At 49.2% G+C, this 16,763-nt stretch carries 13 protein-coding genes; 9 read left to right on the forward strand and 4 right to left on the reverse strand.

Annotated features, from left to right (window positions below):
• Positions 1–171: 171 nt before the first annotated feature.
• The 4 genes from cysP to N5E87_RS16220 all read left to right on the forward strand — a co-directional run bounded on the left by cysP (position 172) and on the right by N5E87_RS16220 (position 4,214).
• Positions 172–1,179 carry a thiosulfate ABC transporter substrate-binding protein CysP gene (gene cysP / locus N5E87_RS16205; protein WP_086904228.1) on the forward strand — a complete coding sequence of 336 codons (1,008 nt, stop codon included), beginning with the start codon at positions 172–174 and terminating at the stop codon, positions 1,177–1,179.
• A 183-nt stretch (positions 1,180–1,362) separates the two neighbouring features.
• A complete protein-coding gene (cysT, locus tag N5E87_RS16210; protein ID WP_011627002.1) occupies positions 1,363–2,208 on the forward strand; it encodes a sulfate/thiosulfate ABC transporter permease CysT in 846 nt (281 codons plus the stop codon).
• 9 nt (positions 2,209–2,217) lie between these two features.
• Positions 2,218–3,087: a sulfate ABC transporter permease subunit CysW gene (cysW, locus tag N5E87_RS16215; RefSeq protein WP_011627003.1), complete on the forward strand. Its 870-nt coding sequence runs from the start codon at positions 2,218–2,220 to the stop codon at positions 3,085–3,087.
• Positions 3,084–4,214 (forward strand): TOBE-like domain-containing protein, encoded by a 1,131-nt coding sequence (locus tag N5E87_RS16220; RefSeq protein ID WP_279775400.1) that lies wholly within the window; start codon positions 3,084–3,086, stop codon positions 4,212–4,214. The genes cysW and N5E87_RS16220 overlap by 4 nt, the downstream gene beginning before the upstream one ends.
• A 123-nt stretch (positions 4,215–4,337) precedes the next feature.
• Here the strand turns inward: N5E87_RS16220 and N5E87_RS16225 are convergent, their stop codons facing one another.
• The 4 genes from N5E87_RS16225 to N5E87_RS16240 form a co-directional block, all read right to left on the reverse strand.
• Entirely contained in the window at positions 4,338–5,483 is a 1,146-nt protein-coding gene (locus N5E87_RS16225; RefSeq protein ID WP_279775401.1) for an HlyD family secretion protein, read from the reverse strand.
• Between the two features lies 1 nt (position 5,484).
• The gene (locus N5E87_RS16230; RefSeq protein ID WP_279775402.1) at positions 5,485–5,901 is read right to left on the reverse strand and encodes a DUF3302 domain-containing protein; all 417 of its coding nucleotides are present in this window, start codon (positions 5,899–5,901) and stop codon (positions 5,485–5,487) included.
• A gap of 510 nt (positions 5,902–6,411) precedes the next feature.
• Positions 6,412–6,867, reverse strand: a complete 456-nt coding sequence (locus tag N5E87_RS16235; protein ID WP_279775403.1) for a hypothetical protein — start codon at positions 6,865–6,867, stop codon at positions 6,412–6,414.
• A gap of 231 nt (positions 6,868–7,098) precedes the next feature.
• On the reverse strand, positions 7,099–8,610 hold the full coding sequence (locus tag N5E87_RS16240; RefSeq protein WP_279775404.1) for an AAA family ATPase: 1,512 nt from the start codon (positions 8,608–8,610) through the stop codon (positions 7,099–7,101).
• A 217-nt stretch (positions 8,611–8,827) separates the two neighbouring features.
• Between N5E87_RS16240 and purT the strand changes: the two genes are divergently transcribed.
• The 5 genes from purT to N5E87_RS16265 all read left to right on the forward strand — a co-directional run bounded on the left by purT (position 8,828) and on the right by N5E87_RS16265 (position 16,495).
• Positions 8,828–10,003: a formate-dependent phosphoribosylglycinamide formyltransferase gene (gene purT / locus N5E87_RS16245; protein ID WP_279775405.1), complete on the forward strand. Its 1,176-nt coding sequence runs from the start codon at positions 8,828–8,830 to the stop codon at positions 10,001–10,003.
• Between the two features lie 238 nt (positions 10,004–10,241).
• On the forward strand, positions 10,242–11,735 hold the full coding sequence (locus N5E87_RS16250; RefSeq protein WP_279775406.1) for a DUF3142 domain-containing protein: 1,494 nt from the start codon (positions 10,242–10,244) through the stop codon (positions 11,733–11,735).
• Positions 11,725–14,004: a tetratricopeptide repeat protein gene (locus tag N5E87_RS16255; protein WP_279775407.1), complete on the forward strand. Its 2,280-nt coding sequence runs from the start codon at positions 11,725–11,727 to the stop codon at positions 14,002–14,004. The genes N5E87_RS16250 and N5E87_RS16255 overlap by 11 nt, the downstream gene beginning before the upstream one ends.
• Before the next feature lie 607 nt (positions 14,005–14,611).
• The gene (locus N5E87_RS16260; protein WP_279775408.1) at positions 14,612–14,899 is read left to right on the forward strand and encodes a hypothetical protein; all 288 of its coding nucleotides are present in this window, start codon (positions 14,612–14,614) and stop codon (positions 14,897–14,899) included.
• A 40-nt stretch (positions 14,900–14,939) separates the two neighbouring features.
• Positions 14,940–16,495, forward strand: a protein-coding gene (locus N5E87_RS16265) for an IS3-like element ISSpu6 family transposase (RefSeq protein ID WP_086937296.1) whose coding sequence is annotated in 2 segments (ribosomal slippage) — positions 14,940–15,402 and positions 15,402–16,495 — 1,557 coding nt in all. Because the reading frame shifts where the segments join, the coding sequence is not laid out codon by codon here.
• The last annotated feature ends 268 nt before the right edge of the window (positions 16,496–16,763 follow it).

A 16,763-nucleotide genomic window follows, 5' to 3' on the forward strand; every position in this document is an offset into this window, starting at 1 on the left:
GGTTATTTTAAGGGGGTTAGCCACAACAAACACGATGAATCTCACCCGAGGCATACAATTATTCGCTCATAGTTATTCAAAAAAGTTCTATTTGTGTGGCTTTTTATAAATAAAATCTTCTATTACTCTATTCCTATACACTGACACAGTTGCCAGATTAAGGAGTACAAAATGCCAGTAAAATTGACTAAGGCCCTGCTGGGAACCCTATTGCTGGGAACCACCCTCAATGTGGCAGCCGCCGATCAGACACTATTAAATTCCTCGTACGATATCGCACGGGAATTATTCAATGCCTATAACCCTGTTTTTGCTAAACATTGGCAAGAACAAACTGGCAAGACCGTTGAAATCAAGCAATCCCATGCGGGTTCTTCCGCCCAGGCTCGCTCGATTCTTCAGGGCTTACCCGCCGATGTCGTGACCTTTAACCAAGTCACCGATGTGCAAATTCTGCATGACCGCGGCAAGTTGATCCCAGAAAACTGGCAACAACTGCTGCCTAATGCCAGCTCACCTTACTACTCTACCATCGCGTTTTTAGTGCGTAAGGGCAATCCAAAGCAAATCAGCGACTGGAATGATTTAGCCAAAGATGACGTTAAGTTGGTGTTCCCGAACCCAAAAACCTCGGGTAATGCGCGTTACACCTACTTAGCAGCCTTAGGTTATGCCCAGAAAAACTATGGTAAAGATAATCAAGTCTCATTAGATGAGTTTTTGAAGAAGTTCCTCGGTAACGTTGCCGTATTTGATACGGGCGGCCGTGGTGCAACCACGTCGTTTGTTGAACGTGGCATCGGCGATGTGCTGATCACCTTCGAATCTGAAGTGAACAATATTCGTCAGCAATATGGTGCCGATGATTACCAAGTTGTCGTGCCAAAAACCTCGATTCTGGCAGAATTCCCCGTTGCCGTAGTTGAGAAAAACGCTAAGCGTAACGGCACGCAAGAACTCGCGACCGAGTATCTAAACTACCTTTACAGCGAAGAAGCACAACGTTTGTTAGCCGGATTTAACTACCGCGTTCACAACGAGAAAGTTGTTGCCGAATTTACCAAGCAGTTCCCTGCAGTTGAGTTAATGACCGTTGAGCAGATCATAGGTAACTGGGACAACGCGATGAAGACCCAATTTGCCAATGGCGCCAAACTGGATCAGTTATTAAAACGTTGATCATCCGCTTGGGTAGCTAAATCACCAAATCCACAACCCGGGCAATGTCCCGGGTTTTGTGGTTATATCGCGGCAACGAACAAGGTCGCTATCACAAGTTGTCTTTATCGCGATTGAGCAATAATGTGCTAATGGCATAATAATATTGGATTAACTCCATTAACCTTATCGGGTGGTTATTCAGTGATATTTAATAATGGGCGCTTACGCCACAAGCGGGTTTTGCCAGGGTTTAGTATCAGCCTAGGTGTGTCTTTGCTGTTTGTCAGCTTGATTCTCTTACTCCCCACCACAGGCCTGATTATGCAAACCAGCCAAATGAGCTGGGCAGAATATTGGGGCGTGATTGCCGATCCCCGCGTGCTGGCAAGTTATAAAGTCACTATTTTATCTGCACTGGTCGCCTCCCTGTTTAACTGTCTTTTTGGCCTGTTACTCGCCTGGGTGTTGGTGCGTTATGAGTTTCCGGGTAAGCGCATCCTCGATGCCTTAGTCGATTTACCCTTTGCCTTACCCACAGCTGTCGCGGGTATCACCTTAGCCACCCTGTACGCCGAGAATGGCCAGATTGGTAGCCTGTTGGCCGAAATCGGTATCAAAGTGGCCTACACGCCATTGGGAATTGTGGTTGCGATGATCTTTACCAGCATTCCCTTCGTGGTGCGAACCGTCCAGCCCGTACTGGAAGAGTTATCCCACGATGAAGAAGAAGCCGGCATGACCTTAGGCGCAACCGATGGCGCCGTGTTTTGGCGGGTGATTTTACCTTCCCTCTGGCCAGCCTTAGTGGTCGGCACTGCGCTGTCTTTTACCCGTAGTCTGGGTGAGTTTGGTGCGGTGATCTTTATCGCAGGCAATATGCCCTATATCAGTGAAATCACCTCCCTGATGATTTTCGTTCGCCTACAGGAATTTGATTTTGCCGGCGCCAGCGCCATTGCCTCCGTCGTGCTGCTGACCTCGCTGTTGCTGCTGCTGCTAATTAACCTGTGGCAGGCGCGTTATTTACGCCGCATTCACGGCCGATAAGGAGCCACCATGAACTCATTTAAACCGTTAAGAGTCGGTGAAGCGCCCCTCATCAAATGGAGCCTAATCACCCTAGCCGTGTTTTTGGCCATGGTGTTGTTGCTACTGCCTTTAGTCAGTATTTTCCAGCAGGCCTTCGTCGGTGGTTGGGAGCGCTATATCGAGCATCTGAGCCAACCCGACTCACTCCACGCCATCGGGTTGACCCTGATGGTCGCAGCGCTGACCGTGCCGATTAACTTAGTGTTTGGGGTACTGCTCGCCTGGAGCGTAACGCGCTTTGAGTTTCCGGGGCGTAAGTTACTCATCACCTTGATTGATATTCCCTTTGCCGTATCACCCGTGGTCGCAGGCTTGCTCTATCTACTGCTTTACGGCAACAGTGGCTGGCTCGGCGCTTGGCTATTTGAGCACGATTTACAGATCATGTTTGCCTGGCCGGGGATTCTGTTAGTCACCATTTTCGTGACCTGCCCCTTTGTTGCCCGAGAATTAATCCCCTTGATGCAGCAACAGGGCGCATCGGAGGAAGAAGCCGCAGTCATTCTTGGTGCTTCATGGTGGCAACTGTTTCGCCGCGTGACTCTGCCCAATATCAAGTGGGCACTGATTTATGGGGTGATCCTCACCAACGCCAGAGCCGTAGGTGAGTTTGGTGCCGTTGCCGTAGTATCTGGCAATATCCGTGGTGAAACCAACACCTTACCTTTGCATGTGCAATTACTTTACGAAGATTATCAGGCCGAAGCCGCCTTCGCGAGCGCGTCACTGCTTGCCTTAATCGCCCTATGTACCTTACTGCTAAAAGCCTTAGTAGAGTGGCGCCAACAACGCAGCTTATCCGCCAATGACAACCAAGAGCAGAGCCAATCATTATGAGTATTCGTTTAACTAATATTTCCAAAAAATTTGGCCAATTTCAGGCGCTCTCGCCGCTCAATCTGGATATTCAAGAAGGCGAGATGATAGGTCTTCTCGGCCCTTCCGGCTCAGGTAAAACCACCCTATTGCGGATTATTGCCGGCCTTGAAGGCGCAGATAGCGGCCAAATCCATTTCGGTAATCGTGATGTGACTCAAGTGCATGTGCGTGACCGCAGAGTGGGGTTTGTGTTTCAAAACTACGCCCTGTTCCGCCATATGACGGTCGCCGACAACGTCGCCTTTGGACTCGAAGTCATTCCGAAAAATCAGCGCCCGTCTAAGGCCGAAATCCAAAAGCGCGTCAGCCATTTACTCGAAATGGTGCAACTGGGCCATTTAGCCCAGCGCTACCCTGAGCAGCTTTCGGGCGGACAAAAACAGCGTATCGCCTTGGCCCGCGCCTTAGCGACTCAGCCCGAAGTACTGTTACTCGACGAACCCTTTGGCGCCCTCGATGCCAAGGTGCGTAAAGAACTGCGCCGCTGGTTGCGCAGTCTTCACGATGAGCTGAAATTCACTAGCGTGTTTGTGACCCACGATCAGGACGAAGCCTTAGAGCTTTCCGATAGGGTGGTGGTGATGAGCAACGGCCATATTGAGCAGGTCAATACCCCTATTGAGTTGTATGCCCAACCCAATAGCCGCTTTGTGTTTGATTTTTTAGGTAACGTCAATCGGTTTGAAGCGAGCTGGCAACAGAATCGTTGGACCAATGGTGACGCCTTCTTAGTGCCGCCAGAGCAAGCGCCACTGCAACAAAACGGCGCGCTCTATGTGCGTAGCCATGAGCTGGGACTGGCGGATAAGCCCAACAGCCAAGCCCATATTCCCTTTACCATAGTGGCAATTACACCGGTTGGCGCAGAAGTGCGAGTCGAACTGGCGCCTATCGGCTGGCAGAGTGAAGAACTGTGGGAAGCCACCTTTACCCACCATCATCTGCAAGAATTAGGACTGCAAAAAGGCAGTGTGGTCTACGCCACCCCAAGAACGGCTTATTTCTTTGGTGAACAAGGTGATGGATCGCCTGTGCGCCAAAGCTGGCCCTTCCTCCCGCCAGGCAGCTTGGCCTTCGATATTTAATCGCAGCCAGTATTTACCTACTGCACATAACAAAAAAGCGCTGACAAAATTGTCAGCGCTTTTTTAATTCACTCTTGGCAGCTTAACACCAGCTCCGAGCGAAGTCGTTAGCGTAAAACTCCACTAGTGCCCATCGAAGAACAGATAGTTTAGCCAGCCCTGCATCCGCAGCAGCACTTTACGCATCACGGCCACATGATGGAAATGTTCAGTGTACACAGCCACTTGTCCCGCAACACCCGCTGGGAATTGGCGGCGTATCGCATCATCTTCAATATCGATTAATACGATAACCCGGCCACTTTGGAACAATTGATTAGACGATTGCAGCGTACCATTCATCTGAATCTCTCCCTCGGCCATCGCGGGGAGAACCTTAGCGACTTTGCCCTTAAACACTTGCCCAGGCGCCGCATCTAATACCACTTCTGCCTCATCCCCTTCCTGCAAACGCAGCAGGGAGTTTTGCCAGAATGCGCCGGCAAAATAACGCTGCTCGTCGGGGATAAAACTCATCACCGGCCGTAAAGGTAAAGGCACCGCCATCGCACCTGGGCGCAGCGCCATTTGGGTGACAATGCCATCGGCGGGCGCCCGCACTACGGTTTGCTCGAGATTATAGAGCGCGCTTTCAAGATCCCCCTGCAGCCCAGCGACCTTCGAATTTACCCCATCCACATTGGACTCATAGGCAAGACGCGCGCGTAACTCTTCGGCCTGCGCAGCCGTTAGCTGAGCCTCAGAGGCAAAAAACAATTGGCGACGATTATCTAATTCCAGCGCAGTGAAAGGAGAGTTCGCCCCGCCTTTACGATGGCCTTGCTCATAGCGATCATAGGCCGATTTGTTGCGTTCCCTGTCGGCAGCCACTCTGACCACATTCGCCTTGGCAGCTTCCCAAGCGGCCGCAAGTTGTGGCACTTCCTGCTCCGCCGCTAACAAGGCCGCTCTTTTGCGTTTTACCACGGCCTCAAAGGGAGTCGGGTCGATTCGAAACAGCACATCCCCTTGTTTCATTGGCGTATTTGGCTTAGCTTCCACCGAGATCACTAAACCTTTTACCGCGGGCGTAATCGGGATAGTGACATAGTATTCCCGCGCAAAACGGGAATAGGGATGGTTGTAGTTCATGATAAGTAGCAGCGCCCCAATCAACACCACGCCCCCTAATACGGCGGTCGGCACTGTCCATTTATTCATTGGGATCTTAAACACTTTAAAAATCACAATGCAGATCGAGGCGTAGGTTAATATCAGTAGTAAATCCATGTTACACCTCGGCTTTTTGGCTAGTTTCGATCACACTGGCTTCTGTGGGTATTGCCTCGGCTTGCTTCACCACCGCAGGCTTGGCTGTCGATTCCAGTTGTTCAAGCTTTGCCTGCAAGGCCAATACCGTTTCCCTTAGCGCTTTAACATCATCCTCCAATGCCTGCTCGCGCTTCATCACAGTACTAAACCCCCAGCCTCTATCCTCTCGATACAAGGTCGCCCAAATCCACAGAAACGGCCAAAGGGCATGCAAGGTAAATAAACTGACCCAGCCCGCGATATGCAATGCATCCTGCTGGGGATGATTGCGCTTTTTCGCAATTTCATAGGGGATGTCGTGAATGGCAATCACGCCATAGAAGATCACCACTATGACAAAAAACAAAATGCCTAAGGCAAAATAATCCAAAAACATGTTCAGCTCCCACTCCCTTCCCGCTCTTTATTTCGGTTAGAAATCAATCCCCTTGCCGAAACAGCCCTTTGCCAACTGTGCCTATCAATGTGCTGCACAATATAGTTCTACACCATGAAAACAAATTCGCAACAAATCCATTTAAATAGCTTGACCCAAAACACAGTTGTTTATTTCGATACGACTAATGGCCTCAAAAGTGCACTATCAGCGACGACGAATTGCGATAACTAAGGTGGGATTGTTGTTTACCAAATGCAGCAAACGGTGGGAAAAGGACGCTCCAACGCCTAGGCCTTTACTTCTTATATCGAGAAGGCGCTAGCGTGAGTGAGCAACGCGTAACGTAAGCAAAGACAAGATTTGTAGGAAGCTAATGTCAGCTTAGGTTTCTATTAGTTTTCATAAGTTAACACCCGATGTAGAGGCGCAGGATAGCAATGTCACAGCTCCACAATGCAGAGTATTACGTCAAGAACCACAACAGCTAAGTACTTAACTTCAAGCGAGTTAACCTCTTTCTTGCCACTGACACTCGACTAAATTGAACTCATAGTGGCTGTCATGGGGGGCGATATTGGCGTTTAATTTAAAGCTTTGACCACCCGCGGCAATCCAGCACTGGGAGAACCATTCGATAAGCGCGTTTGTTGCAATCTGCCAAGGGTCAAGATCTTCATCCTTTTCGATATATTCCTCTTCAAATTCATCTGGATAAACATGGTCTATATCGAGTAAATGAGGATTAACTGGCGAGGCGTATGAAACCTTGCCATCGATATCCATAAAAAATATCCGCACTGGAAATTGGGATGTAAAACCATCGACAAAGACTTCAAATGCCAGTGTGACCACCTCTTGGGGATAGTCATGCTCAATCAATTGCTTAAGAATGGGTTGTAACTTATCGGTGAGCTTATCTAAGTAGCCACCGACTTTTTCTGTAAACTCTTGCTCGAAACTCATCTCTTCCCTGCTTATCATGCGGTACGACTGGAACGGCGAATATTACTTATGTTAAAAAATGCCATTAAAGTTCTAAATAATCCATATCGACCAGCAAGTTAACATCGACGGCGCTGATATCCAACTCTTCCCCAACCAAAAGCCACCACTGAAATTTAAAGTCGTTTTATGGCGAATAAGGCTCGGCCCCATACGCAGCCATAACACAATCAGTGATAGTGGGTTAAGTTGCTACTCATGGGCATTGACTGTGCGTCCTGCGGCCCATTGTCTTAGGGCATTAATCTTATCGCCCATCACTATGGATAAAGGTTTGGTTTTGGTCAGTTCTTCTAACAACATGTCTTGGTCAAGACTGCGCGCTAAACTGCGGGCGCTGTACATGGCGGCGATAACGGCTTGCTCGATTTCAGCTCCCGAAAACCCTTGGCTGTGGCGCGATAGCTGCGCAAGGTCGAGCCGAGTCACATCAATACTGCGGCGCTGGCAATGGATCAGGAAAATCGCCTTACGTATGGCTTCGTCGGGTAAATCGACAAAGAAGATTTCATCCATTCGCCCCTTACGCATCAGCTCAGGCGGCAGGGCTTGAATATCGTTAGCGGTAGCGACCACAAACACCTCGGACTTACGCTCCGCCATCCAAGTTAACAGTGTGCCCAGAATGCGGGTCGAAGTGCCCTCATCACTGCTACTGCCGCTTAAACCTTTCTCTATTTCATCAATCCAAAGGATACAGGGCGACATCATATCGGCCAGCTCGAGAGCATTACGCAGGTTCTTTTCGGTTTCGCCTATGTATTTGTTATATAAGGCGCCCATATCGAGTCTGAGCAAGGGCCTTTGCCATACGCCCGCGACTGCCTTGGCCGCAAGACTCTTACCACTGCCCTGCACCCCGAGTAATAACACGCCCTTGGGTGCATCGGGTTGTACCGAAGCCTTGGCATCGGGTTGTACCGAAGCCTTGGCATCGGTGGTTGCCTGCGTCGCTGGCGCTCGCTGCTTTAACCATTTTTTGAGATTATGTAATCCGGCAATCTGCGAAAAATCACTGGTGTCGTATTCAAATTGCAGCACACCGTTAAGATCGAGTAATTGGAATTTGGCTTTGTTGATAAGATCGACATCTGAGTGGGTAATGGCGCCATCATCCACAATGGCCTTGTGGATCAACCGTCTGGCATCATCTAAGGTCACACCGCGCAGGTTTTCCGCCAGTTTCCCCACGGCTTTATCATCCACAGTAAGCGGCATACCTTGGCCGCGTACTTTATCCACCTCTAAATAAATCAAGTTCTCCAGCTGCGAGGTACTCGGCAGGGTGAGCTGAAAATAGGCGCAATAACGCTTAATTTCGGGCGGGATCTCAAAAGCATGGCTCACCAGCACCAGCGTGTGTTGCAGCGCATCGTATTCGAGGGCGATTTCTTTAAGCAAACGGACATTCTTTGGCGCATCAACCACAAAGGGGTGAAAATCACAGAGCACATAGATGCCCTGCTGGGTTGTCGATTTAATCTGCCCTAGGATGTCGCCAGGTTCAGTATTAAATTTCTGCGCCGCCATGGGTTTATCAACCCGCGTCAGCCCTTGGGTAATACTCCAAGTAAATAAGGGCTGGTAAAGCACATTCGCCACCCGCTTAAGCATGTCTACAACACGGTATTCCTCATAGGTTTCAATCACTACGATGGGCGTTTTAGAACGTAGTACAGCGGTTAAATCGCGAATGTCTTGCATCTTAGTTTTCCATAATCCGTTATGAAACGAAAAGTTAACATAAAACACCGCCACAAACAGGATTTTTACCACGCCCAAGCACTAATCGCTCTTAAATAGCTTGATCGAAAACACAGTTGTTAATTTCAGTCTCATGCTTTAGCGCCAATCGGGGTAGACTATGGCCCAAGAACGTCTAAAGGCGTCAATTATCCCAATATAAAAAGGTACCCACACCATGATAGGAACTCCCTACACAGAGGGCGCTCGACGCGCCATGTTGCTTGGCTGCGGTGAGCTAGGTAAAGAAGTCGCCATCGAGCTCCAACGCTTAGGTGTTGAAGTGATTGGCGTCGATCGTTATCCTAATGCCCCTGCCATGCAAATTGCCCATCGCTCCCATGTGATCAATATGCTCGACGCTAAAGCGCTTCGCGCCATTATCGAGCTAGAAAAGCCCCACTTAGTGATCCCCGAAATTGAAGCCATCGCCACTCAGACCTTGGTCGAGATGGAAACCGAAGGCCTCAATGTCGTGCCGACCGCACGCGCGACTCAGCTAACCATGGACAGAGAAGGTATTCGTCGCCTCGCCGCCGAAACCTTAGGTCTACCGACCTCTCCCTATTTCTTCTGCGACACTGAAACCGAGTTTAATCAAGCCATTGGCAAGATTGGCGTACCCTGCGTGGTCAAACCCGTGATGAGTTCATCGGGCAAGGGCCAAAGTGTTATCCGTGATGTATCCCAAAGCGCCAAAGCCTGGCAATACGCCCAAGAAGGCGGCCGCGCGGGTAGTGGCCGTGTGATTGTAGAAGGCTTTATCCCCTTCGATTACGAAATTACCCTGCTAACCATTAGCGCTGTGAATGGCATCCACTTCTGCGCACCAATTGGACACAGACAAGAAGACGGCGACTACCGCGAGTCATGGCAACCTCAAGCCATGTCGGCCGACGTGCTAGCAAAATCCCAAGCAATCGCCAGCAAAGTGGTCGAAGCCCTCGGCGGCTACGGCTTATTTGGGGTCGAGCTGTTTGTGAAAGGGAGTGATGTCTACTTCTCTGAAGTCTCGCCTCGTCCGCACGATACCGGTTTAGTCACCTTAATTAGCCAAGATTTATCCGAGTTTGCACTGCATGTTAGGGCGATTCTTGGTTTGCCCATTCCGAATATCCACCAACATGGCCCCAGCGCCTCGGCGGTAGTATTGGTGGAAGGCAAATCGAAAAACATTCGCTATCAAGGTCTTGCCGATGCATTGGCGGCGGAAAATACTCAGCTCAGATTATTCGCTAAACCTGAAATCGATGGTCGACGCCGTTTAGGGGTGGCCCTCGCCCGCGATAAGGATATCGAAAGCGCAGTCAACAAAGCGTTGGATAGTGCATCTAAGGTAAAAGTGATTTTCTAGGCATGAATGCTTAACGACTTGTCGCCAATACCTTAATGTTTAGTACCGTGATCAGCACCGCGCCCAGCACTATTGCTGGGCGCGTTATTAAGGCGTTTAAGCCGAGTTAACCGCCATACCACTCCTACTCAAATTGATTTCGCGTCTAATGCAAAAGCCTGATGCAATCCAAGGTGGTTTTGAGGCATAGTAGTCCTCTATTTGGCATGTCCCACGCTAGGCTTTTTACTCTTATCCCATGGATTTACGCAGTCGTTATTCCACTCTCTTTCACTCTAAGCGCTTTCACTCTAGACGCTTTCAGTCCAAGCACTTTGAGCCTAGGCGCTCTAAATCCTTGCAAGCGATACATAGCACCCTTTCACTTTTGCTCAGGTTATCCCAGCTACTGGCATTATCCTTTGGCTTAGTTTTCCTGAGTGCCTGTCAGCCAGCAAATCAAAATACATCGAGCATAAAAACAGACACCTCCGCCCCGCGTGAATTAAGCCAAGAGGTGTATGTGTGGCAGCGGCAATGGCGCGATGCCAATCAAAGCGCCTTGGTCGAAAGCCAAAGCACATTTAATGGCGTGCGCATTCTTGCGTTACAAGCCCATCCCAAACCCAATGGCGCGGATATCTGGTTTGAAGTGCAGGTCAACCATGCTTGGTTACAGGCCGATCCTCGCCCTAAAGTGGCGGTAATAAGATTAGATGGCCAACTAACGCGTTTTAATAATCAAGAAGTTATCCAAAAAATCCTCGCACTCATTCAAGACTGGCAGGCAAAGGGTACTAACCTTGCGGGAATTGAAATCGACCACGATAGCGCCAGCAGTAAACTCGCGGCCTATAACGCTTTTTTACGCGAGTTAAAAAGCCAATTACCCCATACACTTAAACTCAGTATAACCTCATTGCCCGCTTGGTTGAGCAGCCCAGAGTTTCCGCCGCTATTTGACAATATCGATGAGCTGGTACTGCAAATTCACAGTGTCAGCGACCCACGTTTAGGGTTGTTCGATGCTGCGCAAGGCTGGCAATGGGTCGAGCAGCTGTCACGGTTAGCCAAGGTGCCCTATCTCATCGCCCTGCCGTCTTATGGCTCGGCGGTGTATAGCACGACATCGGGTTATCGGGTGGAGAGTGAAGTGCCGATGCGAATGCCATTGGCTGACACGGCATCTTCACAGCATCTCGCACGGCAGGAACTGATGGCCGATCCACAGGTATTGCAGTCCTTCGTTAAAAAACTGCACACTTTTGCCGACCCCAAGCTTAAGGGGATGATTTGGTTTCGATTGCCCCTCGAAGGGGATAAACGGGTTTTGCCACTCTCGACCCTGATTGCGGTCGCCAAGCAGCAACCACTCGCCCCGCAGATTGAGCTAGAAATCTTAAACCAGAGCAATACTGAGCCAGCCCAGCATGAGGCGACCAGAAGCCGCTTATTTCAACTGGTGTTAGTCAATAAGGGCAATATTGCGGGCAAGTTGCCGGGCCAGTTGTCCCTAGCGGCGCAGGCGTGCAGCGGGTATGATGCGCAAAACGGTTATCAAGCCAAATTAACCCAAGGAACATTAGTGTGGCAGTTACCGCAAGCCACCTCAACGGAGCGCGCAGCAGAGCCTGCCTCCTCGCAGTTTGCGCCGAATTTAATCTCAGCGGTCGAGCTAAGCCCAAACGGGCGTAGAGTTATCGGTTGGGCACGTTGTGAGTCATTACATTTACAGGGAATTTATGCGCCATAAGCCACATTCATTATCAGCGAATCCTCTCCCTCGCTGGAAAACCAAATTAAAACAAACCAGTCTGATTGGCTTAAGTCTGTTTTCCCCCGCACTGTTAGCCTGTGGCCCAGACTTTCCGCTGCAATTAACCCAAGACAGGCAAAATAACCTAAGCTATTTACCGCAAACCAGTTTTAGCCAACAACTTAGCGGTTTAGCTAAACCACTGGCTTGGCAGTTTCAAGATGAACCTGCGGCGCAGGAATACCTCTGGGACGAAGTGCATAGTCGCTATCTTTCCCAGACTCGCGCCTATGAAAACAGCGAGTTATCCGAGGCTCAGCTCGCGCTAGTCAATAGCCTGCGTGATGCGCAAAGCTTAGCAGAGGCCGAGCAAATCGCCGCGCAGTTAAAAGAGACCTTAGCGCCCGCCTTAACCTGGTACAGCCTTGGCGCCATGGCGTTTGATGCCAAAGAGTACGATAAAGCCAGCGATTACTTTAAAAAAGTCATCGCCCTACCTGACAGTGAGCGCGCAGGTCGCAGCCTGTGGGCGCTGTATAGCTTGTCTCGTATCGAGCTGATAAAGAGCAAAACCGCCAGCGATAGTAGCCATTTTGTTCAAGCCAATGCTTACTTGCAGCAACTACAAACTGAGGTAACCCAAGGCGCCGCCGATCCGCTGCGCTTAAGCTTAGCTGGCCTTGGCGAGCAAGCTTATATTCTGCTGCATCAAGGCCAAGCTCAAATTGAAGTCACTCGTGGGGAATATGAGCCGCCTAAAATAGATGTAGCCTTAAATCCTGCCACCTTAGATAAGGTTATTGAACTCTATGCCACCCAGTCGGTGCAGGGTGACAGTAGCGGTTATGATTCGTTGCTGATGTTAAGCCGCAGCTTAATGTCTAAAAATATCAATGAGCTAAAACCATTATTGCAGCAACCGAGTGTGCAACAGTTGCTTATTGCCTACTGGCAGAGCAGCGCTAATGATTTCGCCTTCGACGGACAACTGATGGACATGGGCCAAAAGGTTGCCGAAATCCTCACCGTATTCCCAACCGATGGTGTAGTGCTGAGCCAGGGCGATAAGTTAGCGGCGATTTACTATCAACTGGGTGACTATGCCAGCGCCGAGCGCATGCTGGCACTCGCCAAACCGAGCGGCTTAACTTGGTGGCTCACGGCGAAGCTTATGCTGCAAAAGGGTGATCAAGCCCAAGCGGCTAATGCCTATGCCCAAGCAGTGCATCACTTTCCAACCGATGCGACTTCAGGCACTGAGCATTTAAATGCTAAGGATACCCAACAACAGGCCATCGACGCCGATGCCCAGCAAGCCACCTATTGCCGTATTCGCGCCGAGCAGGGCGTGCTATCCCTCGAACGTGGCGAATATATAGATGCCCTAAGCCAACTGTTCGCCAGTGGCGATGAGTATTGGCAGGATATCGCCTATGTGGCCGAGCGCGTGCTCACTACCGCCGAGCTTAAGCTGTTTATTGACGAGCATGTGCCGGTAATGAATTTCGAGTATCCCAAGGACAGCGATTGGTACGACAGTGTCGAGCCACTCAACAATCGCCTGCGTTACTTACTCGGTCGCCGCTTGCTGCGTGAAGGCGCCATTGCCGAAGCGCCTGTTTATTTCAGTGATCCCACACTCAACGCCAACGTGCTGGAGTATGGCAAGGCGCTGACCACAGCCAAGAATAGCAAGGGCATTGAAAGCGCCCGCGCCTATTGGTCTGCCGCCGAACTCGCGCGTCATCAAGGTATGGAAATCTTAGGCTTTGAATTAGCGCCGGATTATTCGATTTACGCTGGGATGTTCGACCTAAGGGATTGGTATGCAGCGGATAAGCTCAGCGATAAAGAGCAGCAACGCATCAGTGCCAGCCAAGCGATTCCCGACAAACGCTTCCACTATCGTTACCAAGCCGCCGAGCTAGCAAACAAGGCTGCCGATCTCGTGCCCCACAACAGCCAAGCCTATGCCGCGCTATTGTGCCAAGCCACAGGTTGGGTGTTATATCGCGATGATGAACTCGCTCGCCGCTACTATAAAAAATACGTCGCCAACGGCCCCTTTGTGCCTTGGGCCGAGAATTTTGGTACGCAGTGTGAAACTCCAGACTTTGACCGCGCCGTCGAACGGGAAAAGGCCAACCAAATCGCCGAGTGGAATGCGATTTACCACAAACTGAAAAAGCCCGTGGCCGTTAGCTTCGCCATCATCGCCGCCCTACTCGGCGCTTACGCGTGGCGCAGAAGAAAGCGTAAACAGTAAAAACATAAAGCGCCTTTCTTTTATGCCCAAAGAAAGGTGCTAAAGCTAACTGCCTGATAATTTGTCATTAGGTATGCAGGAGGAATTGCCACTGTTTCCCCAGTGACACGCCGTGAATATGTCCCTATAGGCTCGACGGCGGCATCCATGCCGCCAACGGTCACTGTTGCAACAATGCCAATCTTTACGAACATCGAACTGTTCATTTGGCTAAAAAGCTAATGCCCCAAAACGAGTTAACTCGTTATCTGTGGCGGAGTCAAACGCAGACTTTCTCGCCTACAAATTTTCATCCATTTCACTCAAATGTTGCCCTTCTTTGAAATGCCTAAAAGCTGGACAGTCATATTGAAGTTATCACGATTTTTATCCCAACTTCGTGCGCGTTTTCACATTCCAATATGAATAAATATAATTAAAATCATGAAACTATAAACACAATGGGTTAGACAACAGGTTTGGGAAACGCGCATGCGCGTTTTTCCAGATGGTGAATTTAGCAAAATGCTGATAAGTTCATTACATACAGATAGTTAACTGTGTGCGTTTTCACTTGCCTAACATGATAAACGCGTATGTGCACGAATAAAATGTTAGAAGACTAGTGATGATATACGAACCTAAGGTTGTAAAAGTAGAGACTGATTTCGAATCAGACACAACAGTAGACATTGACGAAATTACATTCGACAAAGAATGCTTAACCATTGCTGTTAAATCGAACTGTTGGAGTATAAAAGTTCATTTCGATGCTATCTATGGTTTCAGAGTGCTTAATGAAGGTGATTTAGGCGAGTATTGGAGTGTATGTAACTTAAAAACTGGTTGGTGTTTTGAAGTAATCGACGGTGGCTGGAATGCCCCCTGTGTCAGGATTGTTGTCACCCCTAAATAATCATTATGTTTAAAGACAGGGTGCGGCAAAAGAGAACGATATGGCTCGGTATTCACCAGAACGTAAAGAAGCGATCCTTAAAAAATTATTACCTCCTCACAACTTAACGGTCGCAGAGGTCGCTCGGGAAGAAGGCATCGCGGTGCAAACCTTGTATCATTGGCGAGATATTGCCAGAAAAGAAGGTCGCCCCGTGCCAGGTAAAACATTAACAGCCGATGATTGGTCGGCTGAAGCAAAACTTGCCGTGATTATTGAAACAGCGCCGCTGTCGGAAGCGGAGATAAACCAGTATTGCCGTGAAAAGGGCTTGTTCCGCGAGCAAGTACAGCAGTGGAAACAGGATTGTTTAGCTGGTTTTCAAACCTCAGAAGTACAAACTAAAACCATTAAACAGCAGGCTAAGGCTGACAAAGCCGAAATCAAATCGCTGCAACGGGAATTGCGCTATAAGGAGAAAGCGCTGGCTGAAGCTGCTGCGTTACTGGTGCTCAGAAAAAAGCTCAATGCGCTCTGGGGGGACGACAGCGAGGAGAGCTAACCCCCTTGCCTGAGCGCATAGCATTGATTGCCTTAATCCAAGAGGCCTATACCAATGGTGCTCGCCTTTATAAGGCTTGTGCTGAAACGGGCCTCAGTAAGCGTACCTATCGACGTTGGTATCGAGAAGGTCAAGTGCAAGCTGATTTAAGGCCAACAGCAGCTCGACCAGAGCCAGCAAATAAACTCGAAGAACATGAGCGACAACAGATATTAAGTGTGTGCAATCAAGCGGAGTACGCCAGCTTACCCCCGTCGCAAATTGTGCCAACATTATTAGATAACGGGATTTATATCGCCTCGGAATCCAGCTTCTACAGAGTGTTAAATGCTCATGGTCAACTTAACCATCGTGGCCGCACTCAGGCTGCGGTCAATCGAAGCAAACCGTTGAGTTATCGGGCAGATGGGCCGAATCAAGTGTGGTCATGGGACATCACTTATTTAGCCTCAATCGTCAAAGGCCAGTTCTACTATTTGTACCTGTTTGAAGATATTTACAGTAGAAAAATAGTGGGTTACGAAGTTCATGAGCAAGAAAGTGGGGAATATGCCGCTGCGCTAATCCAACGCTGTCTGTTACGCGAGCAATGCTTTAACACGCCATTAGTGCTGCATTCTGATAATGGGGCGCCGATGAAGTCACTGACCATGAAAGCCAAGCTGGAAGAGCTTGGTATTACGGCATCATTAAGTCGGCCGCGGGTGAGTAATGACAACCCCTTTTCAGAGTCGTTATTTAAAACGTTGAAATACCGCCCACAGTGGCCGGCATCAGGTTTTAGCTGCTTAGCAACAGCAAGAGAATGGGTGGAAAAGTTTGTAACCTGGTACAACGATGAGCATAAACACAGCCAGCTAAATTTTGTCTCACCAGGGCAACGTCATGCACTGCAAGATGGCGCTATTTTAGCGAAGCGCAAGAAAGTGCTTGAGGCGGCGAAGGAAAGAAAACCGATGCGTTGGTCTACAGAGATCAGAAATTGTGAAGCGGTTGGCGCTGTAACACTCAACCCAGATAAGGCACCAGAAGAAGGCGTAATAAATGCAGCTTAATATTTAAACAAAGAGTGACAACTATCTTGAAAAACACCGAATGCTCTGGAAAAAACTAGAGATCACTTCGTTACGGGTAAGCTATATCAGCCAAAGGAATATCTAATTATTGGTTTAAACGAGTGTGTTTCGATTTTAGCTTTTGAGCAACCAAAGGTAGTAGAAACATCGTCTTCTAACTAACCACTGTAGTCGCCCGCGAGCTGAGACAAATACACGTAGGCTCAGTCGCTTCGCTCCAATTTTAGCCTACGTGTATTTGCCCCTA

This window comes from Shewanella sp. GD03713, from assembly GCF_029843705.1.
Lineage (GTDB): Bacteria > Pseudomonadota > Gammaproteobacteria > Enterobacterales > Shewanellaceae > Shewanella.